Here is a 25,439-nt window from a genome sequence, read left to right on the forward strand (position 1 = left end):
AGTCGTTGGTTCCGAATCGGTCGGCTGCTCAACCTGCCAGTGGGCTCACTGCTGCTAACGCAAGGGTGTAGCCGGTCATCGTCCAGGCGCCGACTGCCTGGGGGAGTCGAATGCGGCAACGAAGGTGCGCTGCGCAACGTTAACCACCGTGAGGTCCAGGTTCGCCATCACAGTGCCGATCACGCACACGCCAGCGATTCTGGGTTGCGTCCAGATGCCAGTGTAAAAGGCAGGGCCGGTTTCGCTTCGCTGTCAGCATACGGGCGTCTGGTTCGGCGGTAGGTCGATTCGCGCGTTGGCAATCTTTATCGGCAGCGTGTGCGGCCCGGGCCGGCCTGGGTCCGGCGTCGTTGGTGTTGCATGACGTCAGCACGTTGTACTTCGAAACCGATGCCGGTGATGGGTTGCGTGAGCCTGGATTTTCCAAGGAACGGCGCCTGGACCCGCAGATCACCATTGGCCTGCTGACCGCCGCCGCCTCTGGGTTCCCGCTGGCCGTGGAAGCCTTCGAAGGCAACAAGGCCGAGACGGCCACCATGCTGCCCGTGATCCATGCCTTCAAAACCACCCACAACCTGACCGACGTCACCGTAGTCGCCGACGCCGGAATGATCTCCGAGGCCAACCAGATCGCCCGGCAGGCCTGCGGGCTCTCGTTCATCCTCGGCACCAAAATCCCCTTCGTGCCGGATGTTGTGGCCCGCTGGCGGACAAACACCCTGGTGAGGAGATTCCCGACGGGCATGTCTTCACACGATCTATCCCGCGCAGCCGTGGCGATCTCCAGCGGGTCGAACGCGAACTCAATCACCAACCGCGAGCCATCCTCGACGACCGCAGCCCACCGAAATCTTCACCCAGTTGCTAACCTTCATAACGGTCCCAATGTTGCAATGACCGCTGGAAACCACCCGGTCGAAAAGTGCGCAGGCGTGTTTACGGGGTTGAGTCTGCCTGGCGGTCGGCTTCGACGGAGGACAGGGACTCGATTGCGGTGTGTTTGATGCGGTAGCTGGCGCCTTTGAGGTGACATCGGCGTGATGCACGATGCGGTCGATCATCGCCTACGCGATGGTCGCGTCGCCGCAGACCTGGCTAGGATTTTAGGCGATGACACCAGAGCGAAGGAAATGTCGTGAGTCGCGTCCTTACATCTCTTGACGAACTAGCAAAGTTGCCGCCCCAACCGCTACTCTTGTTGTACTCGGGAGGGCTCGATGGAACCTATTTCCTTAAATGGGCGCAGAATCACACTATACGCATAGTTGCTCTCCGAGTTGCGATCGGCGATGGAACAAACTCGTTCGCCGAGGCCAACGCGAATTATTTCGGTGCCGAATATATTGAGATTGATGCGTCCCAAGAATACTATCAGGAGTTTCTGCCGGCCGCCATCCACGCAGATGCCCTCTACCAGAATATGTTCCCGATCAGCTCTAGCTTGACCCGGCCGTTGATCGCTCGAGTTGCCTGCCGTGCGGCGCGGGAGCGGGGAATCGATTGTGTCGGCCACACCGCTACCTGGAAGCAGAACAGTGCTGTGCGACTTTCGGCATCCCTGATGGCCCAGGACTCCGACCTGGTTATTGCCTCTCCATTCGTTAGGTCCCATATTCCACGCGAAGCGAAGCTTCGTAGCCTCCAAGAAGAAGGCCTGGATTTTTGTGACGATCCCTATAGCATCGACACCACTCCGTGGGCGCGCGTCATCGAAAGTGGGCCATTGGAAGATCCTCGGGTACCACCTGCCGAGGATGTATTCCGCTGGACCCGCCCGGTCGAAAACATCACGGCCGACAGCGTGGAGATACGGCTGAAATTCGATCGCGGGCTCCCCTGCGGAATGAACGGCGAGTCCGCGTCCTTAGAGCAGATCGTGAATGTTCTCAATGATATTGCGGGGCTCCATGGCATCGGCAGGTACAGTGGTCTCGAGGACACGCCGTTCGGCTTCAAATCCCGGGAGGTCCGTGAGGCGCCAGCGGCGGCGGTGATTCTCGCAGGCCACAAGGCGCTTGCGAATGCGACGATACCGCCCGATGAGTATTCCGTGCGCTCTTACCTGGCGAATGAATGGACTGTTTTGGCGGTGCATGGTCGATGGTTCAGCCACCTCGCTCGTTGTTTACGCGAATGCCTGGCCGCTCTCGACGTGCCGGTTTCCGGCGAGGTGAGCATTTTGCTGCAACCAGGCATTGCAAACGTTCGGTCTGTGGACGCGCCGGGTTGCTTCTGCCACTCGTCCCTGGCGATGCCACTGGACGAAGCTATCGCAAGCTTCGATGTCGGACCTTGGCTCGCGATGCGCTCGCTATCAGACATGCATACTAGGGAAATTTGATCTCCATGACGTGGTTGGCACTCAACCGAAGCAAAATTGGGATCAATAGATTTAAGACACCTAGACATCGCCCGCTTTTGCATGACTAACCAGCCTCAGAGAACGGTCAGCCCGCAAGCGTCGCGACGCGCAACTACTGCCCTCGCCGCTTCGGGCGCCACGGCTATGGGGTTTCGACGCGGTGATAACGGTGGTGGACCCATGCGGCGAGAGATCCGGTGGCCGGTTTCTCAGTTGACCTGGGCAACCACAAACTTCGATGGAAACCCGAGCTGGATTGGATCACCAGGACGCGCCGACACAGCTAAAAAGGGCGACTCAGCGAGGACGCGCGCCCCGCATCGTCGCCGCGGGGTCCCGATTGCCGCGCTCCTCCTCGGGCCGCTGCGCGCCCCGCATCGTCGCCGCGGGGTCCCGATTGCCGCGCTCCTCCTCGGGCCGCTGCGCGCCCCGCATCGTCGCCGCGGGGCCGTGCTACGCTGCCGGGCAGTCGACATCCTTTAACGACCCGTCCGGAGAGGCGGAGAAGGAGGTCAAGGTCTCGCATGGGTGCCGTGGGTGAGTCCGCTATTGGCCGGGAACCCCGAGAACTGATGTCCGGGGCGGACGTTGGCCGCACCATTTCCCGCATTGCACACCAGATCATCGAGAAGACCGCGTTGGACGCAGCCGATGCGCCGCGGGTGCTGCTTTTGGGCATCCCGACTCGCGGCGTGATCTTGGCCAAGCGCTTGGCAACCAACATCGGCGAATACAGCGGTGTCGAGGTTGACCACGGCGCCCTGGACATCACCCTGTACCGAGATGACCTGATGATGCAGCCACCGCGACCGCTGGAGGTCACGTCGATCCCGCCCGGCGGCATCGACGACACGCTGGTGATCCTCGTTGACGACGTGCTGTACTCCGGGCGATCGGTGCGTTCCGCCCTGGACGCGCTGCGCGACGTGGGCCGGCCGCGGGCGGTGCAATTGGCGGTGCTGGTCGACCGTGGCCACCGGGAACTGCCGCTGCGCGCCGACTATGTGGGAAAGAACGTTCCGACGTCGCGCGGCGAGAGCGTGCACGTGCAGTTGCTCGAACAGGATGGCCGCGACGGCGTGGTGATTTCGCGATGACCCCAAGGCATCTGCTGGCCGCCGGCGATTTGAACCGCGACGAGGCCACCGCCATCCTCGACGACGCCGACCGGTTCGCCGAGGCGTTGGTTGGTCGCGAGATCAAGAAGTTGCCGACGCTGCGTGGTCGCACCATAGTCACGATGTTCTACGAGAACTCCACTCGTACCCGGGTGTCGTTCGAGGTCGCCGGCAAATGGATGAGCGCCGATGTGATCAACGTCAGCGCCGCCGGATCGTCGGTAGGCAAGGGCGAGTCGCTGCGTGACACCGCACTGACCCTGCGTGCGGCCGGGGCGGATGCACTGATCATCCGCCACCCCGCCTCCGGCGCCGCGCATCTGCTTGCCGAGTGGACCGGCAACGACGACGGCCCGTCGGTGATCAATGCCGGCGACGGCACCCACGAACACCCGACACAGGCGCTGCTGGACGCGTTGACCATCCGTCAGCGCCTCGGTGGCATCGAGGGCCGGCGCATCGTGATCGTCGGGGACATCCTGCACAGCCGGGTCGCCCGCTCCAACGTCATGCTGCTGGCCACGCTGGGCGCCGAGGTGGTGTTGGTGGCGCCGCCGACGCTGTTGCCGGTCGGGGTGGCTGGCTGGCCGGCCACCGTCTCCTACGATTTCGATGCCGAGCTGCCCGCCGCCGATGCGGTGTTGATGTTGCGGGTGCAGGCCGAACGGATGAATGGCGGCTTCTTCCCGTCGGTCCGCGAGTATTCGGTCCGCTACGGGCTAACCGAGCGGCGCCAGGTGATGCTTCCCGGCCATGCCGTGGTGCTGCACCCGGGGCCGATGGTGCGTGGCATGGAGATCGCATCGTCGGTAGCTGACTCATCGCAATCAGCAGTGCTCCAACAGGTTTCCAACGGGGTGCATGTGCGGATGGCGGTGCTGTTCCATGTCTTGGTCGGGACCGAGTCGGCCGGGGAAGAGGGTGCGGCATGAGCGTGCTGCTTCGTGGCGTCCGGTTGTACGGCGAGGGGGAGCGGGTCGACGTCTTGGTCGATGGCGGTCAGATCGCCGATATCGGCGCGGGGCTTGCCATCCCGGATACTGCAGACGTCATCGACGCCACCGGTCACGTGCTGCTGCCCGGGCTGGTCGATCTGCACACTCATCTGCGTGAGCCCGGCCGCGAGTATGCCGAGGATATCGAAACCGGTTCGGCGGCAGCGGCTTTGGGTGGCTACACCGCGGTATTCGCGATGGCCAACACGAATCCGGTGGCGGACAGTCCGGTGGTCACCGACCACGTCTGGCACCGCGGCCAGCAGGTCGGCCTGGTCGACGTGCACCCCGTCGGTGCGGTCACCGTCGGGCTGGCGGGCGTCGAGCTCACCGAGATGGGCATGATGGCCGCCGGCGCCGCGCAGGTGCGGATGTTCTCCGACGACGGCAACTGCGTGCATGACCCGTTGGTGATGCGCCGCGCCCTGGAGTACGCCACCGGCCTGGGGGCGCTGGTCGCCCAGCACGCCGAGGAGCCCAGGCTGACCGGTGGTGCCGTCGCACACGAGGGGCCCACGGCCGCGCGCTTGGGGTTGGCGGGCTGGCCCAGGGCCGCCGAGGAATCGATCGTCGCCCGCGACGCATTGCTGGCCCGCGACGCCGGCGCCCGGGTGCACATCTGCCACGCCTCCACCGCGGGCACCGTCGAGATTCTGAAATGGGCTAAGGAACAAGGTATTTCGATTACCGCCGAAGTTACCCCCCATCACCTGCTGCTCGATGACAGCAGGCTGGCAAGCTACGACGGAGTTAACCGGGTCAACCCGCCGCTACGCGAAGCCGCCGACGCGATCGCGCTGCGACGGGCACTGGCCGACGGGGTGGTCGACTGTGTGGCCACCGACCACGCCCCCCATGCCGAACATGAGAAGTGCGTCGAGTTCTCCGCGGCGCGCCCCGGCATGCTGGGATTGCAGACCGCCTTGTCGGTGGTGGTCCAGACGATGGTGGTGCCCGGCCTACTGAGCTGGCGTGACGTCGCCCGGGTGATGAGTGAGAATCCAGCACGCATCGCGGGATTGCCCGATCATGGCCGGCCGCTGGAGGTGGGGGAGCCGGCCAATCTGACCGTGGTGGACCCCGACGCCACCTGGATGGTGGCCGGGAGCGAGCTGGCCAGCCGGTCGGCCAACACGCCGTATGAGTCGATGAGGCTGCCCGCCACCGTGACCGCGACCCTGCTGCGCGGGAAGGTTACCGCCCGGGATCAGAAGAGCCCGGCATGAACTCTGCGACGCTGTTGGGATCGCTGATCTTCGCAGCGGTGCTGGTGGTGGTGATCGCGGTGGTGATCCAGCTGATGGTGCGCGGCTGGCGGCATCGGGCCCGGCGTCAGGCGGAGCTGATCGGCGACTTGCCCGACGTGCCCGGCAGGATGGGCTCGGCGACAATCACAACCCGAGGCCTCTACGTCGGCTGCACGCTGGCACCGGCCTGGAACGACCGGGTCACTGTCGGTGATCTTGGGTACCGCAGCAAGGCGGTGCTTACCCGCCATCCCGAGGGAATAATGATGCAACGCATTCGTGCCAAACCGATTTGGATCCCGCAGGAGTCGATTACCGCCATCCGCACCGAGCGCGGTGTCGCGGGCAAGGTGGCGGCCCGGGATGGGATACTGGCCATCCGGTGGCGGCTGCCGTCGGGCGTCGAGATCGATATCGGGTTTCGGGCAAACGACCGCGATGAATATGACGGCTGGATACGGGAGGCCGCGTGAGTAAAGCCCTGCTGGTACTCGAGGACGGGCGCATCTTCACCGGGACGCCGTTCGGCGCGACAGGCCAGACGCTCGGGGAAGCCGTGTTCAGCACCGGCATGTCGGGCTATCAAGAGACGCTGACCGATCCCAGTTATCACCGCCAGATAGTGGTGGCCACCGCTCCACAGATCGGCAACACCGGTTGGAACGGTGAGGACGCCGAGAGCCGCGGCGAGCGGATCTGGGTCGCCGGGTACGCGGTGCGCGACCCGTCACCGCGCGCTTCCAACTGGCGCGCCACCGGCACGTTGGAAGATGAGCTCGTCCGGCAACGCATCGTCGGGATCGCTGGCATCGATACCCGGGCGGTGGTGCGTCATCTGCGCAGTCGCGGCTCGATGAAGGCGGGGGTGTTCTCGGATACGGCGCTTGCCGATCCCGATCAGCTGATCGAGCGGGTGCGGGCCCAGCAGCCGATGCTGGGTGCCGACCTCGCCGGTGAGGTCAGCACGCCGGATGCGTATATCGTCGAACCCGAAGGGCCACCGAGCGTTTCAAGGTTCACCGTGGCAGCACTGGATCTGGGGATCAAGACCAACACGCCGCGCAACTTTGCCCGGCGCGGGATCCGCAGCCATGTGCTGCCGGCCTCGGCGACCTTCGAACAGATCGTCGACATCAAACCGCACGGTGTGTTCCTGTCCAACGGCCCCGGGGATCCGGCCACCGCCGATCACGTCGTCGCGCTCACCAGGGAGGTGTTGGCCGCGGGAATCCCGTTGTTCGGCATCTGTTTCGGCAATCAGATCCTGGGCCGGGCGCTGGGCCTGTCGACCTACAAGATGGTATTCGGTCACCGCGGGATCAACATCCCGGTTATCGACCACGCCACCGGACGAGTCGCGGTGACCGCGCAGAACCACGGCTTCGCGCTGGAGGGGGAGGCGGGCCAGTCCTTCGACACGCCATTCGGCCCGGCCGTGGTCAGTCACACCTGCGCCAACGACGGGGTGGTCGAGGGCGTCCGACTTGCTGACGGCCGGGCCTTTTCGGTGCAATACCATCCGGAAGCGGCCGCCGGTCCGCACGATGCGGAGTACTTGTTCGACCACTTTGTTGACCTGATGGAAGCTGGGCGGGCATGAGCCGTTCACCTTTCCCCGCGGGGGCGCGTGTTTGTACAACGACACGCCGTAAACGGCGTACAACTACGGTCGTTCGCGAGCGGGCGGTGCCCCCAGCTCACGCTCAGAAAGGGGACTGCTAGTGCCGCGGCGGACTGACCTACGCCACGTGTTGGTGATCGGCTCGGGGCCGATCGTCATCGGACAGGCCTGCGAGTTCGACTACTCCGGCACCCAGGCGTGCCGAGTGCTGCGCGCCGAGGGCTTGCAGGTTAGCTTGGTCAACTCCAACCCGGCCACCATCATGACCGACCCGGAGTATGCCGATCACACCTACGTAGAGCCCATCACGCCGGCATTCGTGGAGCGGGTGATCGCCCAGCAGGCCGAGCGGGGCAACAAGATTGACGCGCTGCTGGCCACCCTGGGTGGGCAGACCGCACTGAACACCGCGGTGGCGCTGTACGAGAACGGGGTGCTGGAGCGTTACGGCGTCGAACTCATCGGTGCCGATTTCGACGCAATCCAGCGCGGCGAGGACCGGCAGCGGTTCAAAGACATCGTCGCCAAAGTCGGCGGTGAATCCGCCCGCAGCCGAGTGTGTTTCACCATGGAAGAGGTTCGCGATACGGTCGCCGAACTCGGCTTTCCGGTGGTGGTTCGGCCCAGTTTCACGATGGGCGGTCTCGGCTCGGGTATGGCGTACTCCGCCGAGGACGTAGACCGGATGGCCGGTGCGGGGCTGGCCGCCTCGCCCAGCGCCAACGTGCTGATTGAGGAATCGATTTACGGCTGGAAGGAATTCGAACTCGAGCTGATGCGCGACGGCCACGACAACGTGGTGGTGGTGTGCTCGATCGAGAACGTCGACCCGATGGGCGTGCACACCGGCGACTCGGTCACCGTCGCCCCGGCCATGACGTTGACCGACCGGGAATACCAGCGGATGCGGGATCTGGGCATCGCCATTCTACGCGAGGTCGGCGTGGACACCGGGGGCTGCAACATCCAGTTCGCGGTCAACCCACGCGACGGCCGGCTGATCGTCATCGAGATGAATCCACGGGTCTCCCGGTCAAGTGCGTTGGCGTCCAAGGCCACCGGTTTCCCGATCGCCAAAATCGCCGCCAAGTTGGCCATCGGTTACACCCTCGATGAGATCGTCAATGACATCACCAAGGAAACACCGGCCTGCTTCGAACCGACCCTCGACTATGTGGTGGTCAAGGCGCCGCGGTTCGCGTTCGAGAAGTTCCCCGGCGCCGATACCACCCTGACCACCACCATGAAATCCGTCGGGGAAGCAATGTCGTTGGGCCGCAACTTCGTCGAAGCACTCGGTAAGGTAATGCGTTCGCTGGAGACCAGCCGGGCCGGGTTCTGGACGGCGCCCGACCCGGACGGTGGTGTTGATGAGGTGCTGGAGCGCCTTCGTACCCCGACCGAAGGACGGCTGTATGACATCGAATTGGCGCTGCGCTTGGGCGCCTCGGTGGAACGGGTGGCCGGGGCCAGCGGTGTCGATCCGTGGTTCGTCGCGCAGATCGACGAGCTGGTGGGCCTTTGGGCCGAACTTGTCGACGCGCCGGTGCTGGATGCCAACCTGCTGCGCCACGCCAAGCACAACGGACTGTCCGACCGCCAAATATCGGCACTAAGACCGGAATTGGCTGGCGAGGCCGGTGTGCGCTCGCTACGTGAGCGTCTCCGCATCCACCCGGTGTACAAGACGGTGGATACCTGCGCAGCGGAGTTCGAGGCCAAGACGCCCTACCACTACAGCAGCTACGAGCTCGACACGGCCGCCGAGACCGAGGTGGCCCCGCAGACCGAGAAACCCAAGGTGCTAATCCTGGGGTCGGGCCCCAACCGGATCGGCCAAGGCATCGAGTTCGACTACAGCTGTGTGCATGCGGCAACCACATTGAGCCAGGCCGGTTTTGAGACCGTCATGATCAACTGCAACCCGGAGACGGTATCCACCGACTACGACACCGCCGACCGATTGTACTTCGAGCCGCTGACGTTCGAGGACGTCCTCGAGGTGTTCCATGCCGAGGAACAGTCGGCCGCGGGTGGGGCCGGCGTCGCAGGAGTAATCGTGCAACTCGGCGGCCAGACTCCGCTCGGTCTGGCGCAGCGGCTCGCCGATGCCGGGGTTCCGATCGTCGGCACCCCGCCGGAGGCCATCGATCTGGCCGAGAACCGTGGCGCGTTCGGCGACGTGCTGAGCGCCGCGGGATTGCCGGCGCCGAAGTACGGCACGGCAACCACTTTCGAGCACGCGCGACGCATCGCCGATGAGATCGGCTATCCGGTGCTGGTGCGGCCGTCGTATGTGCTGGGCGGGCGTGGCATGGAGATCGTCTACGACGAGGAGACACTGAAGGCCTATATCACCCGTGCCACCGAGCTCTCACCCGAGCACCCGGTGCTTGTCGACCGCTTCCTCGAAGATGCGGTCGAGATCGACGTCGACGCGCTGTGCGACGGCACCGAGGTCTACATCGGCGGGATCATGGAGCACATCGAGGAGGCCGGTATCCACTCCGGAGACTCGGCCTGTGCGCTGCCACCGGTGACGTTGGGTCGCAGCGATATCGAGAAGGTGCGCCGTGCGACGGAGGCCATCGCACACGGAATTGGCGTGGTGGGTCTGCTCAATGTGCAATATGCACTCAAAGACGACGTGCTCTACGTCTTGGAGGCCAACCCGCGCGCGAGCCGCACCGTACCGTTTGTCTCGAAGGCCACGGCCATCCCGCTTGCCAAGGCGTGTGCTCGGATCATGTTGGGCGCCAAGATCTCTCAGCTTCGCGAAGAAGGAATTCTGGCGCCGTCCGGGGATGGCGGCAGTGCTGCGCCGGACGCCCCGATCGCGGTCAAGGAGGCCGTGTTGCCATTCCACCGGTTCCGGCGCGCGGACGGAGCGGCTATCGACTCGCTGCTCGGTCCGGAGATGAAATCGACCGGCGAAGTTATGGGAATCGATCGGGATTTTGGCAGCGCCTTCGCGAAGAGTCAGACCGCCGCCTATGGATCGCTACCGGCCGAGGGCACCGTATTCGTATCGGTCGCCAACCGGGACAAGCGATCACTGGTGTTTCCGGTCAAACGGCTAGCCGACCTGGGCTTTCGCGTTGTTGCTACCGAGGGAACAGCAGAGATGCTGCGCCGCAACGGTATTCCGTGCGACGAGGTGCGCAAACACTTCGAGCCGCCGCAGCCGGGCCGGCCCGCGGCATCCGCGGTCGACGCGATCCGGGCCGGTGAGGTCGACATGGTGATCAACACGCCCTACGGCAACTCCGGTCCGCGCGTGGACGGCTACGAGATACGGTCGGTGGCGGTGGCCGTCAACATCCCCTGCGTCACGACCGTGCAGGGTGCCTCGGCCGCCGTGCAAGGCATCGAAGCGGGGATCCGTGGTGACATCGGGGTGCGGTCGCTGCAGGAGCTGCACCGCGCGATCGGTCCGCGGAGTGCCGACCGGTGACCGGCTTCGGTGCCCGGCTCGCCGACGCGAAATCGCGCCGGGGGCCGCTGTGCCTGGGCATTGACCCGCATCCGGAGTTGCTGCGGGCCTGGGATCTGCCGGCCACCGCCGATGGGTTGGGCACGTTCTGCGACATTTGCGTTGCGGCCTACGCCGGTTTCGCGGTGGTAAAGCCGCAGGTGGCGTTCTTCGAGGCCTACGGTGCCGCCGGATTCGCGGTGCTGGAAAAGACGATCGGCGCGCTGCGGGCCGCAGGAGTCCTGGTGTTGGCCGACGTCAAGCGCGGGGACATCGGGTCAACGATGGCGGCCTATGCCGCGGCCTGGGTGGGTGATTCACCATTGGCCGCCGACGCCGTGACGGCCTCGCCCTACCTGGGGTTCGGTTCGCTGCGGCCGCTGCTGGAGGTGGCGTTGGGGCACGACCGAGGGGTGTTCGTGCTGGCGGCCACCTCCAATCCGGAGGGTTCGACGGTGCAACGCGCCGACGCGAACGGTCGTACGGTGGCCCAGTTGATCGTGGATCACGCCGCGGCGGCCAATGTGACGGCTGGACCCGGCCCCGGATCCATCGGCGTGGTCGTCGGGGCCACGGTGGTACAGCCGCCCGATGTCAGCGCCCTGGGTGGACCGGTGCTGGTGCCCGGTGTGGGCGCGCAGGGCGGGCGCGCTGAAGCACTTGCGGGGCTGGGCGGGGCGACGCGGGGCCAGTTGTTGCCAGCGGTGTCGCGCGAGGTTTTGCGGGCCGGCCCCGGCGTTCCGCAACTGCGGGCGGCAGCGGAACGGATGCTCGACGCCGTCGCCTATCTCGCCGCTGTCTAACGTTCACCCGCCTGCGCCGGGTTTCGAGCCGAGCGGCGGTGTGACCCCGCTCACGGTCTCTGGGTCTTCGCCACGCTGTGCTCTAACCTTCGTCAGCAATGGTATTCGTGTTCAATAGCGGTGTGCAGGGCCTGCGTGAATACCCGTTGAATCCCCAACAGATGGAGTCTTTGTCGTGACGTTGCGAGTCCTTCCCGAAGGCCTGGAAGGCGCCGGTGCCGCTATCGAAGAATTGATCATCCGCCTGGCCGCCACGCAGGCCGCGGCGGCAGCATCGCATTTCGGCGGTGGGATGTGACGGAGCCGTGGATGGGCTCGCCTCCCGAGGTGCACTCGGCGTTATTGAACTTCAACTACGGCGCGGGGGTTGGGCCAATGTTGGACTCCGCCTCACACCACTTCGAGCTCGCCGAGCAATACGCACAGACGGCATTAGAAGTCGAGCAATTGTTAGGGACGGTGCAGGCCGAGGGGTGGCAGGGGCACGCCGCCGAGGCGTTTGTGACCGCGTATCTGCCGTTTCTGGCGTGGCTGATCGACGCCAGCGCAAGGAGCTCGGAAATGGCCGCAAAACACGAGCTCATGGCCGGGGCCTACCTCGCCGCGCTAGCGGCCATGCCGACGGAGGTCGAGCTGGCCGCCAACCACGTCGCGCGTGCGGTGTTGGTGGCGACCAATTTTTTTGGCATTAACACCATCCCCATTGCGATCAACGAGGAACAGTACGTGCAGATGTGGGTTCGGGCCGCCAACACGATGGCGACCTATGACGCGACCTCCAAGTCGGCGTTGTCCTCCATGCGGCCGATCGGCCCCGCGCCGCCGATCCGGAGATCCTTTGTGCTGGTCGACGAAGAGCCGGACACGTTTGACGACTTCTTCGGCGGTCCACCCACCCGGATGGATAACGTCGTTGCGGAAATACAACATACCCTCAGGGGAGGTCAGGCACTTGCTATCCGGCTGGCCGGCTCCCCGCTGTTGCTGACGGTCGCTCTGGGGGGCGTCGTCGCCAACCTGGGGGCGATAACCGGCACGGCGTTATCCGGCCTGACCGCGGTTCCGTCCGCTACCACACCCGCCGTCGTCGCCCCGCTTGCGCCCCTCGCGGCTGCTCCCGCCATGTTGACGGTCGCGGGCGTGGCCCCGGCAGTCGCCGCGCCAGGTTCGTCCGCCGCCTTAGCTCCCGCATCGGCATCGGCGACCGGCAGCGCCGCGGCGGCGGCGCCGCCGCGGGCTACCACGCCGACGTCCGACCGTGGCGCGGGACCCATTGGGTTTGCTGGCACGGTACACAAGGCGGCGGTCGTTGAGGTGGCCGGGTTGACCACCCTGGCCGGTGATGACTTCGGCGGCAGCGCAACGATGCCAATGCTGCCGGGCACCTGGGCCCCCGACCCGACTGCGCTCGCCGCGGCAAGGTGACACGGTGCACAATCGCGCGACACGCGACATGCCACCCAACTGCGAGTGATCCCCGGCACTGCAACTTGCGACGCCAGCTGCCGTCACCCCGCCGCCGTTCGCCGCTGGCCGGGTGAGTAGGCCCGGTGAGCCGAAATCGACTGCTAGACAGGACTATTCATGTTCGCTGCGGCCACCTCCAATCCGGGGGGTTCGACGGTGCAACGCGCCGACGCGAACGGTCGTACGGTGGCCCAGTTGATCGTGGATCACGCCGCGGCGGCCAATGTGACGGCTGGACCCGGTCCCGGATCCATCGGCGTGGTCGTCGGGGCCACGGTGGTACAGCCGCCCGATGTCAGCGCGCTGAAGCACTTACGGGGCTGGGCGGGGCGACGCGGGGCCAGTTGTTGCCAGCGGTGTCGCGCGAGGTTTTGCGGACTGGCCCCGGCGTAAACGTTCACCCTCCTGCGCGGGGTCTCGAGCCGAGCGGCGGTGTGACCCCGCTCACGGTCTCTGAGTCCTCGCCACGCTGTGCTCTAACCTTCGTCAGCAATGGTATTCGTGTTCAATAGCGGTGTGCCGGGCCTGCGTGAATACCCGTTGAATCCCCAAACAGATGGAGTCTTTGTCGTGACTTTGCGAGTCCTTCCCGAAGGCGTGGAAGGCGCCGGCGCCGCTATCGAAGAATTGATCATCCGCCTGGCCGCCACGCAGGCCGCGGCGGCAGCATCGCATTTCGGCGGTGGGATGTGACGGAGCCGTGGATGGGCTCGCCTCCCGAGGTGCACTCGGCGTTATTGAACTTCAACTACGGCGCGGGGGTTGGGCCAATGTTGGACTCCGCCTCACACCATTTCGAGCTCAGCGCCCAGTATGCACAGGCGGCATCAGAAGTCGAGCAATTGTTAGGAACGGTGAAGTCCGGGGGGTGGCAGGGGCACGCCGCCGAGGCGTTTGTGACCGCGTATCTGCCGTTTCTGGCGTGGCTGATCGACGCCAGCGTCAAGAGTTCGGAAATGGCCGCAAAACACGAGCTCATGGCCGCGGCCTACACCGCCGCGGTGGCGGCCATGCCGACACGGGTCGAGCTGGCCGCCAACCACGTCACGCATGGGGTGTTAGTGGCGACCAATTTTTTTGGCATCAACACCATCCCCATTGCGATCAACGAGGAACAGTATGTGCAGATGTGGGTTCGGGCCGCCACCACGATGGCGACCTATGACGCGACCTCCAAGTCGGCGCTGTCTTCGATGCGGCAGACCGGCCCCCCGCCGCCAATCCTGAAATCCAATGTGTCAATCGATGACTGGGAGGACGACGACACGGAGTACACGATTACGGAGGACTACGACACGGAGTCCACAGACGCGGAGTACACGGACACCGAGTACGCGGACACGGAGTACGCGGACACGGAGTACACGGGGTACACGAAGGGCATCAACTTGGATGACGTCTTGGTTAATCCCGCGTGGGATGACGACTTTGCCTTCGATGACCTAACCGCCCCCCAGGGGGGGATGATCGGCATAGCGGGGCTATCCGATCTGACCGTCGGTCAGTCGTCTGCTGCGATACCCGCAGTCGCCGCGCCAGGTTCGTCCCCCGCCTTAGCCCCCGCACTGGCATCGGCGACCAGCAGCGCCGCAGCCGCCCCGCCGCCGCGGGCCGCTACGCCGACGTCCGATCGTGGCGCGGGACCCTCGGGGTTTGCTGGCACGGTACGCAAGGAGGTGGTCGTTGAGGTGGCCGGGTTGACCACCCTGGCCGGTGATGACTTCGGCGGCAGCCCAACGATGCCAATGCTGCCGGGCACTTGGGCCCCCGACCCGGCGGCACTCACTGTGGCAAGGTGACCCGGCAGTTTCACGACGTGGCAGTGAGCGGGAGGCTTTGCTGATAGAAGACTGGGTAGTGACTGATAGGCGGCTGGGAGAACTTTCGACGGCTAGCGCGGGCTGGCGCCAGGATAGTGCCCAACGATGCTGAGCGCCCTCGTTCGGGGTGCTAGCAGCCACGATGACCTCTTGGTGGGCATCGCGTTGGCGGGAAGGTCGGCGAACGTCGCCAGGTTTGCCTTGGCGCAGAAACGCGCGACACGCGCGACACGCCACCCAACTGCGAGTGATCCCCGGCACTGCGACTTGCGATGTCAGCTGCCGTCACCCCGCCGCCCCTGCCGCCATACACCGCTGCCGGGTGAACGAGCCAGGAGAGTCGAAATCGCCTGCTGGACAAGACTATTCATGTCTTTTGCCCGGCCATGGCGGCATGGGCGCGGCGCTCCGTCAAGGGGCCGTCGATGTTGCCCAGCGGACCGTTGTCCGACGGCGCACGCCGCGCCCACGCTGGGCAAATGTCCCCAAAACCGGGGGGTCGGGTTAGATTTCGTCAGGAACCCTGAGTACGGTCGTCTGCGCTGGCAGAAGTACCCGGCTGAGACAAACAACGATCGATTGATATCGATGAGAGACGGAGGAATCGTGGCCCTTCCCCAGTTGACCGACGAGCAGCGCGCGGCCGCGTTGGAGAAGGCTGCTGCCGCACGTCGAGCGCGAGCAGAGCTCAAGGATCGGCTCAAGCGTGGCGGCACCAACCTCACGCAGGTGCTCAAGGACGCCGAGAGTGACGAAGTCTTGGGCAAGATGAAGGTATCTGCGCTGCTTGAGGCCTTGCCGAAGGTGGGCAAGGTCAAGGCGCAGGAAATCATGACCGAGCTGGAAATCGCGCCGACCCGCCGCCTTCGTGGCCTCGGCGATCGCCAGCGCAAGGCCCTGCTGGAAAAGTTCGGCTCCGCGTAGCCTCGCCGGCCGACGATGCAGGCCGAACGGCCTGCGGGGGGAACCTACCCAGGAGCGTCAGTGAGCGTCGGTGAGGGACCGGACGCCAATCCCGCGGCACGCCGCCCACCAGCGGCTATGGGACGCGTGGTGGTGCTGTCCGGTCCCTCGGCCGTCGGCAAGTCCACCGTGGTTCGGTGTCTGCGTGACCGGATCCCGAACCTGCATTTCAGTGTTTCGGCCACGACGCGGGCGCCGCGCCCGGGCGAGGTCGACGGTATCGACTATCACTTCGTGGACCTCGCCCGCTTTCAGGACCTCATCGACCAGGGTGAGCTGCTGGAATGGGCCGAAATCCACGGTGGGCTACACCGATCGGGCACATTGGCCCAGCCGGTGCGGGACGCGGCAGCGTCCGGTGTTCCCGTGCTCATCGAGGTCGATTTGGCCGGTGCTAGGGCGGTCAAAGCGGCGATGCCCGAGGCCATCAGTGTGTTTCTGGCGCCACCCAGCTGGGCGGATCTGGAGGCCAGGTTGATCGGCCGCGGCACCGAAACGGCAGACGTTATTCAACGCCGCCTGGACACCGCGCGGATCGAACTGGCAGCCCAATGCGACTTCGACAAGGTCGTGGTGAACAGGCGATTGGAGTCTGCGTGCACGGAATTGGTATCCTTGCTGGTGGGAACCGTGCCGGGCCCCGCGTGAGTCGTTTCGCTGGACCGGCGCCGACCAAATTCAGTACCGAGTTCTAAGCCGTTTCGCACAGCCCTACGCCGCCAGGAGAATGTCTTAAGTGAGTATTCCGCAGTCCGACGCGTCGTTGGCCTCCCTTCCCGCCGTAGATCAGTTCGATCCATCGGCCGGGGGATCGGGTGGCTACGACACCCCGCTGGGCATCACCAACCCGCCCATCGACGAGTTGCTGGACCGCGTCTCGAGCAAATACGCCCTAGTGATCTACGCGGCCAAGCGGGCCCGCCAGATCAACGACTACTACAACCAGCTCGGCGAGGGCATCCTCGAATACGTGGGCCCGCTGGTCGAGCCGGGGTTGCAGGAAAAGCCGTTGTCCATCGCGTTGCGTGAGATCCACGCCGATCTGCTCGAGCACACCGAGGGCGAGTAACAGGGCAGGGCCGGGGCTGGTGGACCGCAAGCGGATCGTCGTCGGCGTCTCCGGGGGTATCGCCGCCTACAAGGCGTGCACCGTCGTTCGTCAGCTCACCGAGGCGGGTCATCACGTCCGGGTCATTCCCACCGAATCCGCGCTGCGTTTCGTCGGTGCCGCTACGTTCGAGGCCCTCTCCGGCGAGCCGGTGCGCACCGGCGTTTTCGACGATGTTCCGGCGGTGCCGCATGTTCACCTTGGTCAACAGGCCGACCTGGTCGTGGTGGCGCCCGCCACCGCCGATCTGCTGGCCCGGGCGGTGGCCGGCCGGGCCGACGATCTGCTGACCGCGACGCTGCTGACGGCGCGATGTCCGGTGTTGTTCGCGCCGGCGATGCATACCGAGATGTGGCTGCATCCGGCCACCGTCGACAACGTGGCCACGCTGCGCTGTCGCGGGGCGGTGGTGCTGGAACCCGCATCAGGACGGCTCACCGGCGCTGACAGCGGGGCGGGTCGATTGCCCGAGGCCGAGGAAATCACCACACTTGCCCAGCTGCTGCTGGAGCGGCACGACGCCCTGCCCTACGATCTGGCGGGTCGAAAGCTGCTGGTTACCGCCGGCGGCACCCGCGAGCCGATCGATCCGGTGCGCTTTCTGGGCAACCGCAGCTCCGGCAAGCAGGGTTACGCCGTCGCACGGGTAGCCGCGCAGCGCGGCGCGGAGGTTACTTTGATCGCCGGGCATACCGCGGGGCTCATCGATCCCGCCGGTGTCGAGGTGGTGCACGTCAGTTCGGCACAGCAACTCGGGGACGCGGTGTCCAAGCACGCGCCGACCGCGGACGTATTGGTGATGGCGGCGGCAGTCGCGGACTTCCGGCCTGCGCAGGTCGCCACCGCCAAGATCAAGAAGGGCGCCGAAGGCCCACCGACGATCCAGCTGCTGCGCAATGACGACGTGCTGGCGGGGGCGGTGCGGGCCCGCGCCCATGGCCAACTACCCAATATGCGGGCCATCGTGGGCTTCGCAGCCGAGACAGGGGACGCCAACGGCGACGTGCTCTTTCATGCCCGAGCTAAACTGCGACGCAAAGGCTGCGATCTGCTAGTCGTCAATGCGGTCGGCGAGGGAAGGGCCTTTGAGGTGGACAGCAACGATGGCTGGCTGCTGGCGTCCGACGGTACCGAGTTGGCATTGCAACACGGCTCCAAAACACTAATGGCGAGCCGTATCGTGGATGCAATCGTCACGTTCCTGGAAGGTTGTAGCAGCTAGCGCGGTTCCGGCGGCCGGTTCTGTACGGGTCCTGGACAGGTGCTGGACGATCCCTTACTCGGTTGGACGCGCTGAAATTGATGCCTGAGGCTATAATTCGGCTAACTAATTATCGGAAGGATAGACATAGTGAGCGAAAAGGGTCGGCTGTTTACCAGTGAGTCGGTGACAGAGGGACATCCCGACAAGATCTGTGACGCGATCAGCGACTCGGTCCTTGATGCGCTTCTGGCGGCGGACCCCCGCTCACGCGTGGCGGTCGAGACGCTGGTGACCACCGGGCAGGTGCACGTAGTGGGCGAGGTGACGACGACGGCGAAGGAGGCGTTCGCCGATATCACCAATACGGTCCGCGCACGGATCCTCGAGATCGGCTACGACACGTCGGACAAGGGTTTCGACGGGGCGACGTGTGGGGTGAACATCGGCATCGGCGCGCAGTCACCCGACATCGCCCAGGGTGTCGACACCGCGCACGAGGCCCGGGTGGAGGGCGCAGCCGATCCGCTGGACTCTCAGGGTGCCGGTGACCAGGGCCTGATGTTTGGCTACGCGATCAACGACACCCCGGAGCTGATGCCGCTCCCCATCGCGCTGGCCCACCGGCTGTCACGGCGACTCACCGAGGTCCGCAAGAACGGAGTGCTGCCCTACCTGCGTCCGGACGGCAAGACGCAGGTCACCATCGCCTACGAGGACAACGTTCCGGTGCGGCTGGACACCGTGGTGATCTCCACCCAACACTCGGCCGATATCGACCTGGCGAAGACGCTGGATCCCGATATCCGAGCGAAGGTGCTTAACACCGTGCTCGACGATCTGGCCCACGAGACCCTGGACGCGTCGTCGGTGCGGGTGCTGGTGAACCCGACCGGCAAGTTCGTTCTCGGCGGGCCGATGGGCGACGCGGGGTTGACCGGCCGCAAGATTATCGTCGACACCTACGGCGGTTGGGCCCGGCACGGCGGCGGCGCCTTCTCCGGGAAGGACCCGTCCAAGGTGGACCGGTCGGCCGCCTACGCGATGCGCTGGGTGGCCAAGAACGTCGTCGCCGCCGGGCTGGCGGAACGGGTCGAGGTGCAGGTGGCCTACGCGATCGGTAAAGCGGCGCCCGTCGGCCTGTTCGTCGAAACGTTCGGCTCCGAGGCCGTCGACCCGCTCAAGATCGAGAAGGCCATCGGCGAGGTGTTCGATCTGCGGCCCGGTGCCATCATCCGCGACCTGAACCTGCTGCGCCCGATTTATGCGCCGACGGCTGCCTACGGGCATTTCGGCCGGACCGACATCGAACTGCCGTGGGAGCAGACCAACAAGGTCGACGACCTCAAGAGCGCGATCTAGCCTCCGTGCGGCGATAGCCGGCCGGTCAGCCGGCGGCCGGTGGCTTCGCCATCACCGCGGGCCGGAAACCGTAGGTCGGAAGATTGCGCCCGTACTGGCCACCGATGAACTGCCCAAACGGGGGGGCTACCGGAAGGGTGTTCACCGCTCCCGCGCCGACCGGGACCGCAGCGGCGTCAGCGAGTGCCGCCACCCCGGGGTTGGTTGCGGCGCTCACCGGAGTCCAGCTTGGTGGCACCGACAACGCGCCCATCGGAAGCGCCTTTCCCAGTCCGGCTGCCACGCCTCCGGCGTTCGCGGCTGCACTTGTGGCGGCAGACCCCGCCGCCGAAGCCGCGCCTTCTAACGCGTTGGCCGCGGGAGCCAAACCCTTCATCAGCGTGGTCATGGCCGCGATACCGTTGCTGATCTGCCCGAAGGACTGTCCCATCTGGACGGTCATCTGCGCCGATGAGACGTACCCGCCAAGATACTTCGTGTACAGCGAGGCGAGGTCGTCGAACAGCGTGTGATTCACCAGATAATCATCGATCGGATCGAGGCTTGAGAAGCCCAGGTTGGGCGACGACAGTGTCTTCAAAAGCCCGGATACGTTGTAGTTGAGGCCGTTCAGCGTTTCGGGCACCTTGGTCTGGACCGAACTCGCGGCGGCGGCCGCAACCGCGTTGGCTTGCCGGCCCAACCCGCCCGGGGTGGTCACTTCCGCGGGCTCGGCGAAATCGGTCAACCGCGACGCCGTGGATGCGGAGCTCGCGTAGTCGTACATTGCCGCCGAGTCCCGAGCCCAAAATTCGAAGTACTGGGCCTCAACGGTCGCGATCGCCGCGGTGTTTTGGCCCAAAAAATTGGTGGCGATCAGCCCCGCCAGCAGCGCCCGGTTGGCCGTGATCACCGGCGGAGGCACCGTCGCCGCGAACGCGGTCTCATACGAGGCCGCCGCCGCCCCCGCCTGACTCGCGGCCAGCTCCGCCTGCTCGGCGCTGCTGTCCAGCCACGCCACGAACGGAGACGTAGCGGCAACAAGTGACGTTGACGCGGGCCCCAACCACGGACCGCTAGTTAACCCGGAAATCACCGATCGATGACCCGCGGCGACCGAGTTCAACTCCGCAGCCAGCCCCGCCCAAGCCGCCTCGGCCGCGAGCAACGAACCCGCGCCTGGACCGGCATACATACGCCCGGAATTGATTTCGGGCGGCAACACTCCATAGTCCATGTTTCAAACCCGCTATGCATCAGGTAACTCGGTTGACCATTCAGCCAGCCGCGGTAGCGTTGGCCGTCTCAGTTGCCGCATACGAACCCGCGTTGGTCGCCAGTGTCGCCGCGAACAAGTCCTGAATCTGGACCGCACGCGCGGCCAGCGCTTGATACCTCTGGGCATGAGCGGCGAATTGCGCAGCGGTCAGCGCCGAGACCTCATCCGCGGCCGCGGGTACGACCGCGGTCGTCGGCCCGGCAGCAGTGGCATTGCCGACGGTAAACGCGGCGCCAAGCGACTGCAGATTGCTGGCTGCCGCCGACAGCAGTTCTGGATACGTAGTAACGAAAGACATTGGATTTCCCTTCAGCTACGCCGGGACTCGGTCCTGTCAACAGACGCTATAAACCGGGATTCGACGGACTCAACGTGCCAGGTTGCCGAGAATCGATCCTGATCTTGTCGTTTCCCTAACAATCATGCTGATTTAATGACAGCATCTTCACAGGAATCGCCAGCGAATTTTCTATTGAAACCGTGCATATCTGAGGGGATAATCCCGCCAAATTTGAACAGGTGGGGCCGGGGGCGCGATCTGGCTAGCGCGAGCAGACGCAGAATCGCACGCGGGAGGCCCGCGTAGTGCGATTCTGCGTCTGCTCGCGCTACGCGGTGAAGCGGTAGTCGTCGAGATCAAAGTGCCGACTGCGCCAGTAGGCCTCCGCCGTGGTGGTCGGGCGCAACGGGACGTCACCGTTCTTGTCGAAGTAGTAGCTGTTGGCCAGCCGGCAACTGTCCTGCCAGAAGACCTGGCGGTATCGGCGACGCATCACTTCGGCAAAGTATCGGGCGTTAGCCTCCGTGGTCACCTCGACACGGGTTGCGCTGTTGTGACGGGCCCGGTTCAGGCATCGCACGATGTGGTGGGTCTGGGTCTCGATGAGCGCGAAGTACGACGAGCCGACGTAGCCATATGGGCCGAACACGGTGAAGAAGTTCGGGTAGCCGGGGACGCTGACGCCCTCGTAGGCCTGCGTTCGATGCTGGTCCCAGAACCGGCTGAGGGACTGGCCGCTGGTTCCGGTAACGGCGTAGGTCAGGGCCTCGTCGGTGTCGAGCACCTTGAAGCCGGTCGCCAGCACCAGCACGTCGATCTCATGGCAGGTTCCGTCGGTGGTGGCCACCGCGCTGGGGGTGATCTTGTCGATTGGCTCGGTGACCAGGCGCACGTTGTCGCGGTTGAACGTGGCCAGATAGGTGTTGTGGAAGCCGGGGCGTTTGCAGCCCACCGCGTAGCGCGGGGTGAGCTGCTCGCGTACCGCCGGATCTTTGACCTGATGGCGCAGATAGCGGCGTCCCGCTGACGCCATCAATCGGGCGAGCGGAAACACCGTGAAGTAGTGCGCCGCGATCGGGAAGGTAGCTTCTACGAAAGCCTGGCTGAGTAGTCGCTGGACTGTTCTGCCGCCGGGAATCCGCATCGCCCAGCGCGTCGGCGCCGGCAGCGGGACGTCGAGCTTGGGGAAGCACCAGATCGGGGTGCGCTGAAACACGGTGAGGTGAGCGACAATTGGCGCGATTTCGGGAATGATCTGGACCGCGGAGGCGCCGGTGCCGATAATCCCGACGCGTTTGCCGGTCAGGTCCTGGCGGTGGTCCCAGCGTGCGGTGTGCATGGTGACGCCGTCGAACGAGTCCACCCCGTCGATGTCGGGCAGCTTCGGCACCGTCAGGACACCGCTGGCGCTGATCAGGAACCTGGCACTAACCTCGCCGCCTGGATCGGTGTGCACGCGCCACAAACTCTGGTGGTCGTCGAATTCGGCGGCGATAACCTTGGTGTTGAACCGGATTCGCGACCGGATGCCGTACTTGTCGACGCAGTGTTCGGCGTAGGCCTTGAGCTCGTGCCCGGGTGCATACGTGCGCGACCAGTGCCGGCTCTGCTCGAACGAGAACTGGTAAGAGAACGATGGAATATCCACGGCGATACCGGGATAAGTGTTCCAGTACCAGGTCCCGCCGACTCCGTCGCCGGCTTCGACCACTAGGTAATCGGTGAAGCCCGCCCGGTCCAGTTTGATTGCGGCGCCGATTCCGGAGAATCCGGCGCCGACGATCAGTGCGTGGTAGTCGGGCATGAGCGCCTGGTTCCGATGAGGTGAATTCCGTGCTTGGGTCGCAGTGTCAGCGTTGCCTCGAGTTCGACAGGTCGATCAGGTGCGAGGTCAAAAGTGAAGCGCTGACTCATGATTGCCGCTATCAGTACCATCTCCATCAGAGCGAAGCTCTGCCCGATGCAGATTCGTCGACCGCCGCCGAACGGCAGATATGCCGAGCGGGGACGGTCCCTGGCGGATCGCAAAAACCGGCTGGGATCGAACCTTTCCGGATCGGGCCACCAGCGCGGGTCGTTGTGAATGTGGTGGATCGGGATGATAACGGTGGTGCCCCGGCGAATGTGGTGTCCGCCGATGACATCGTCGTCGACGGCCCGGCGCGCGATGATCCAGACCGACGAGAAGTGGCGCTGCGACTCTTGCAGGCACGCGGTGGTCCACGGCAGGTTGCCCAGGTCGTCGGCGATCGGGCGGCGCGCTCCCAGGAGGTCGTCCACCTCGGTGAGCATGCGGTCGCGGGCTTCGGGGTGCAGCGCCATCAGATACCAGAACCAGGACATGGCGTTCGCGGTGGTTTCGTGACCGGCGAGCATGAACGTCAGCGCCTCGTCGCGCACCCGCTGCCGCGGCCAGGTTCCGCCGTCTGCATTCAGCAATACGTTGAGCAGGTCCGCGGAGTCGGTCGGCTGCGACAGGCGCCGATCGATCACAGAGTTGACGGCGCGATCCAGCGCCAGCGTGATCTCTTGCATTTCCCGCAACGGCGGCGGCAGCCGTACACCCGAGTAGATGCACCGGACCAGCGCGTCGTAGATCGGTTGCGGCATGAGACCCCACAGCCCGAGTCGCTCCAGCTTTTCCGCCCGCCGCAGTCCGCGGGTCGCGAGATCGTTCATGCTGCCGACCAACGGCCCGAAGTCCTGGCTGAACAGGGCATTGGCGACCACGCGCAAGGTCGCTTCGACCATCGTCTGGTGCATGTCGAATTGCATGCTGCCAGACGGGAGCGCGGCGGTGACGTCTGCGATCGGGTCGATCATCAGGTCGACGAGCCCGTTGAGGTGGCGCCGGGCGAAGGTAGGATTCAGCGCGCCGCGGTGGCTGGCCCACGAATCGCCTTCGTCGGTAAGCAGGTTGAGGCCGGCCGCGGCCCGGATCGGTCCGTATTCGTCGGACTTGACGTATTTCAGCCGTGCCTCGTGTAGCACGTGGTCGACGTAGTCGGGGTGACTGATGGAGATGAAACGTCTACCAGCACAACGGAATCGGGTGATGTCGCTGCCGCGTAGCCGACCCAGGAAGTTGTCGCCGGCGTCGAATCCGACGGTGAGCGCTTCCCGGGTCATCGTCCAGGTGCTCAGCCGTTTGGCGGGTCCCATCGAGTGCCGCTCGGCGGTCAGGGTGGCCATGCCTCCACTGTAGGGATGACCCGGACGTCCCGTAATGAGAATATAGGACATAGAGTTGGGAGTTTAGGACAGCTCATGGCACATTTTCCGCCTGCTGCCGAGGTAGGGCACCCGGTGTATGCGACCCGGGTGTTGTGTGAGGTGGCCGCCGAGCGCGGGGTGCCGACCCGCGATGTGCTGGCGGGCACCGCGATCGAGCCGGCGGATCTCGACGATCCGGACACCGTGGTCAGCGGGCTCGACGAGATCACCGCGGTGCGACGGCTGCTGACCCGGTTGCCGGATGACGCGGGCGTCGGTATCGACGTGGGCAGCCGATTCACGCTCACCCATTTTGGTTTGTTCGGCTTCGCGGTGATGTCGTGTGGCACGCTTCGCGAACTGTTCGGGATAACGATGCGCTACTTCGCGCTGACCATGCTGCACATCGATGTCACATTGTTTGAAACCGCCGACGATTGCCTGTTCGAATTGGACGCGGGGCACTTGCCTGCGGACGTGCAGAGGTTCTTCATCGAGCGCGATGTCGCTGGAATCATCACGACGACAATGAGTTTCATCCGTCCTGTAGCTGAGAAGTACGCCGACCAGATGTCGGCGGAGGTGGCGATCGACGAGGAACTGCTGCGCCCCCTGCTCTGGCTCATGCCGGTACACGACATCGCCTTCGGCCGGGCGCACAACAGGCTGCACTTCCCGCGCGCCATGCTCGACGAGCCGTTGCCGCAGGCCGATCGTCACACGCTGGAAATGTGTATCGCACAGTGTGACGTGCTGATGCAGCACAACGAGCAACGCCGGGGGATTACTGCGCTGGTGCGCACCAAACTGTTTCGTGATTCGGGGCGGTTCCCCACACTTCCCGAAGTTGCGGCCGAGCTCGACATCCATCCGCGAACGCTGCGGCGGCGACTTGCTGAGGAAGGCACGTCATTTCGGGCGCTGCTCAATGAGGTGCGGTCTGCCGTGGCCGTCGACTTGCTGCGTAGCGTGGGGCTGACGGTGGAGGAGGTGTCCAGGCGGCTGGGCTACACCGAGGTTTCGACGTTTTCGCACGCGTTCAAACGCTGGTACGGCGTGGCGCCCAGCGCGTATTCGGGCCAGGGTTAGCCTCGCCGGACGGTTGATGGTCATATCAAACCGTGCGCCGCGCGGCAGAATGGCGTCCGC

General features: G+C 65.1%; 22 protein-coding genes and 4 pseudogenes. 20 read left to right on the forward strand and 6 right to left on the reverse strand.

The window, feature by feature from the left end; genetic code table 11:
• Positions 1-31: 31 nt before the first annotated feature.
• A pseudogene (locus AADZ55_RS09460) lies at positions 32-216 on the reverse strand (MFS transporter); the annotation flags it as partial.
• An 83-nt stretch (positions 217-299) separates the two neighbouring features.
• Here AADZ55_RS09460 and AADZ55_RS09465 point away from each other — a divergent pair.
• A pseudogene (locus AADZ55_RS09465) lies at positions 300-766 on the forward strand (IS1634 family transposase); the annotation flags it as partial.
• 170 nt (positions 767-936) lie between these two features.
• On the opposite strand, the pseudogene AADZ55_RS09470 reads toward AADZ55_RS09465, so the two are convergent.
• Positions 937-1,094: pseudogene (locus AADZ55_RS09470) on the reverse strand (ATP-binding protein); the annotation flags it as partial.
• Between the two features lie 41 nt (positions 1,095-1,135).
• On the opposite strand from AADZ55_RS09470, the gene AADZ55_RS09475 reads away from it, so the two are divergent.
• From AADZ55_RS09475 to metK, 18 genes and pseudogenes are all read left to right on the forward strand, one after another.
• Positions 1,136-2,341, forward strand: coding sequence for an argininosuccinate synthase domain-containing protein (locus AADZ55_RS09475; protein ID WP_085325210.1), 1,206 nt, complete (start codon positions 1,136-1,138; stop codon positions 2,339-2,341).
• Positions 2,342-2,886: 545 nt separating this feature from the next.
• Positions 2,887-3,459 (forward strand): bifunctional pyr operon transcriptional regulator/uracil phosphoribosyltransferase PyrR, encoded by a 573-nt coding sequence (gene pyrR, locus AADZ55_RS09480; RefSeq protein WP_085325208.1) that lies wholly within the window; start codon positions 2,887-2,889, stop codon positions 3,457-3,459.
• The gene (locus AADZ55_RS09485; RefSeq protein WP_085325207.1) at positions 3,456-4,412 is read left to right on the forward strand and encodes an aspartate carbamoyltransferase catalytic subunit; all 957 of its coding nucleotides are present in this window, start codon (positions 3,456-3,458) and stop codon (positions 4,410-4,412) included. The genes pyrR and AADZ55_RS09485 overlap by 4 nt, the downstream gene beginning before the upstream one ends.
• Positions 4,409-5,701, forward strand: coding sequence for a dihydroorotase (locus AADZ55_RS09490; RefSeq protein WP_085325206.1), 1,293 nt, complete (start codon positions 4,409-4,411; stop codon positions 5,699-5,701). Before AADZ55_RS09485 ends, AADZ55_RS09490 begins: the two co-directional genes overlap by 4 nt.
• On the forward strand, positions 5,698-6,195 hold the full coding sequence (locus tag AADZ55_RS09495) for a transporter (protein ID WP_085325205.1): 498 nt from the start codon (positions 5,698-5,700) through the stop codon (positions 6,193-6,195). Before AADZ55_RS09490 ends, AADZ55_RS09495 begins: the two co-directional genes overlap by 4 nt.
• A complete protein-coding gene (gene carA, locus AADZ55_RS09500) occupies positions 6,192-7,322 on the forward strand; it encodes a glutamine-hydrolyzing carbamoyl-phosphate synthase small subunit (protein ID WP_085325204.1) in 1,131 nt (376 codons plus the stop codon). Before AADZ55_RS09495 ends, carA begins: the two co-directional genes overlap by 4 nt.
• A gap of 121 nt (positions 7,323-7,443) precedes the next feature.
• The gene (gene carB, locus AADZ55_RS09505) at positions 7,444-10,797 is read left to right on the forward strand and encodes a carbamoyl-phosphate synthase large subunit (RefSeq protein WP_085325203.1); all 3,354 of its coding nucleotides are present in this window, start codon (positions 7,444-7,446) and stop codon (positions 10,795-10,797) included.
• A complete protein-coding gene (gene pyrF, locus AADZ55_RS09510) occupies positions 10,794-11,618 on the forward strand; it encodes an orotidine-5'-phosphate decarboxylase (protein WP_085325202.1) in 825 nt (274 codons plus the stop codon). The genes carB and pyrF overlap by 4 nt, the downstream gene beginning before the upstream one ends.
• Positions 11,619-11,793: 175 nt before the next feature.
• The gene (locus AADZ55_RS09515) at positions 11,794-11,916 is read left to right on the forward strand and encodes a hypothetical protein (protein ID WP_423202369.1); all 123 of its coding nucleotides are present in this window, start codon (positions 11,794-11,796) and stop codon (positions 11,914-11,916) included.
• Between the two features lie 11 nt (positions 11,917-11,927).
• Positions 11,928-13,043 (forward strand): PPE family protein, encoded by a 1,116-nt coding sequence (locus tag AADZ55_RS09520; RefSeq protein WP_242670157.1) that lies wholly within the window; start codon positions 11,928-11,930, stop codon positions 13,041-13,043.
• Positions 13,044-13,193: 150 nt separating this feature from the next.
• Positions 13,194-13,597: pseudogene (locus AADZ55_RS09525) on the forward strand (hypothetical protein); the annotation flags it as partial.
• Positions 13,578-13,778: a hypothetical protein gene (locus tag AADZ55_RS23540; protein WP_133056419.1), complete on the forward strand. Its 201-nt coding sequence runs from the start codon at positions 13,578-13,580 to the stop codon at positions 13,776-13,778. The pseudogene AADZ55_RS09525 and the gene AADZ55_RS23540, both read left to right, overlap by 20 nt.
• Before the next feature lie 11 nt (positions 13,779-13,789).
• Complete coding sequence (locus AADZ55_RS23545) at positions 13,790-14,884, forward strand: PPE family protein (protein WP_133056418.1); 1,095 nt, start codon at positions 13,790-13,792, stop codon at positions 14,882-14,884.
• A gap of 627 nt (positions 14,885-15,511) precedes the next feature.
• Complete coding sequence (gene mihF, locus AADZ55_RS09545) at positions 15,512-15,829, forward strand: integration host factor, actinobacterial type (RefSeq protein WP_003407240.1); 318 nt, start codon at positions 15,512-15,514, stop codon at positions 15,827-15,829.
• Between the two features lie 60 nt (positions 15,830-15,889).
• Positions 15,890-16,516 carry a guanylate kinase gene (gene gmk / locus AADZ55_RS09550; protein ID WP_085325200.1) on the forward strand — a complete coding sequence of 209 codons (627 nt, stop codon included), beginning with the start codon at positions 15,890-15,892 and terminating at the stop codon, positions 16,514-16,516.
• A gap of 88 nt (positions 16,517-16,604) precedes the next feature.
• Complete coding sequence (rpoZ, locus tag AADZ55_RS09555; protein ID WP_085325199.1) at positions 16,605-16,937, forward strand: DNA-directed RNA polymerase subunit omega; 333 nt, start codon at positions 16,605-16,607, stop codon at positions 16,935-16,937.
• Positions 16,938-16,953: 16 nt separating this feature from the next.
• Positions 16,954-18,198 (forward strand): bifunctional phosphopantothenoylcysteine decarboxylase/phosphopantothenate--cysteine ligase CoaBC, encoded by a 1,245-nt coding sequence (coaBC, locus tag AADZ55_RS09560; protein ID WP_085325227.1) that lies wholly within the window; start codon positions 16,954-16,956, stop codon positions 18,196-18,198.
• 129 nt (positions 18,199-18,327) lie between these two features.
• Positions 18,328-19,539, forward strand: coding sequence for a methionine adenosyltransferase (gene metK, locus AADZ55_RS09565; RefSeq protein ID WP_085325198.1), 1,212 nt, complete (start codon positions 18,328-18,330; stop codon positions 19,537-19,539).
• Between the two features lie 25 nt (positions 19,540-19,564).
• On the opposite strand, the gene AADZ55_RS09570 is transcribed toward metK, so the two are convergent.
• From AADZ55_RS09570 to AADZ55_RS09585, 4 genes are all read right to left on the reverse strand, one after another.
• Entirely contained in the window at positions 19,565-20,755 is a 1,191-nt protein-coding gene (locus AADZ55_RS09570; RefSeq protein ID WP_085325197.1) for a PPE family protein, read from the reverse strand.
• A gap of 40 nt (positions 20,756-20,795) precedes the next feature.
• Positions 20,796-21,095, reverse strand: a complete 300-nt coding sequence (locus AADZ55_RS09575; RefSeq protein WP_085325196.1) for a PE family protein — start codon at positions 21,093-21,095, stop codon at positions 20,796-20,798.
• 310 nt (positions 21,096-21,405) lie between these two features.
• Positions 21,406-22,881: a flavin-containing monooxygenase gene (locus AADZ55_RS09580; RefSeq protein WP_085325195.1), complete on the reverse strand. Its 1,476-nt coding sequence runs from the start codon at positions 22,879-22,881 to the stop codon at positions 21,406-21,408.
• Positions 22,860-24,269, reverse strand: coding sequence for a cytochrome P450 (locus AADZ55_RS09585; RefSeq protein WP_085325194.1), 1,410 nt, complete (start codon positions 24,267-24,269; stop codon positions 22,860-22,862). The genes AADZ55_RS09580 and AADZ55_RS09585 overlap by 22 nt, the downstream gene beginning before the upstream one ends.
• Before the next feature lie 75 nt (positions 24,270-24,344).
• Here AADZ55_RS09585 and AADZ55_RS09590 point away from each other — a divergent pair, with 75 nt between their 5' ends.
• The gene (locus AADZ55_RS09590) at positions 24,345-25,379 is read left to right on the forward strand and encodes an AraC family transcriptional regulator (RefSeq protein WP_085325193.1); all 1,035 of its coding nucleotides are present in this window, start codon (positions 24,345-24,347) and stop codon (positions 25,377-25,379) included.
• The last annotated feature ends 60 nt before the right edge of the window (positions 25,380-25,439 follow it).

The organism is Mycobacterium decipiens (assembly GCF_963853665.1).
Taxonomy (GTDB): Bacteria; Actinomycetota; Actinomycetes; order Mycobacteriales; family Mycobacteriaceae; genus Mycobacterium; species Mycobacterium decipiens.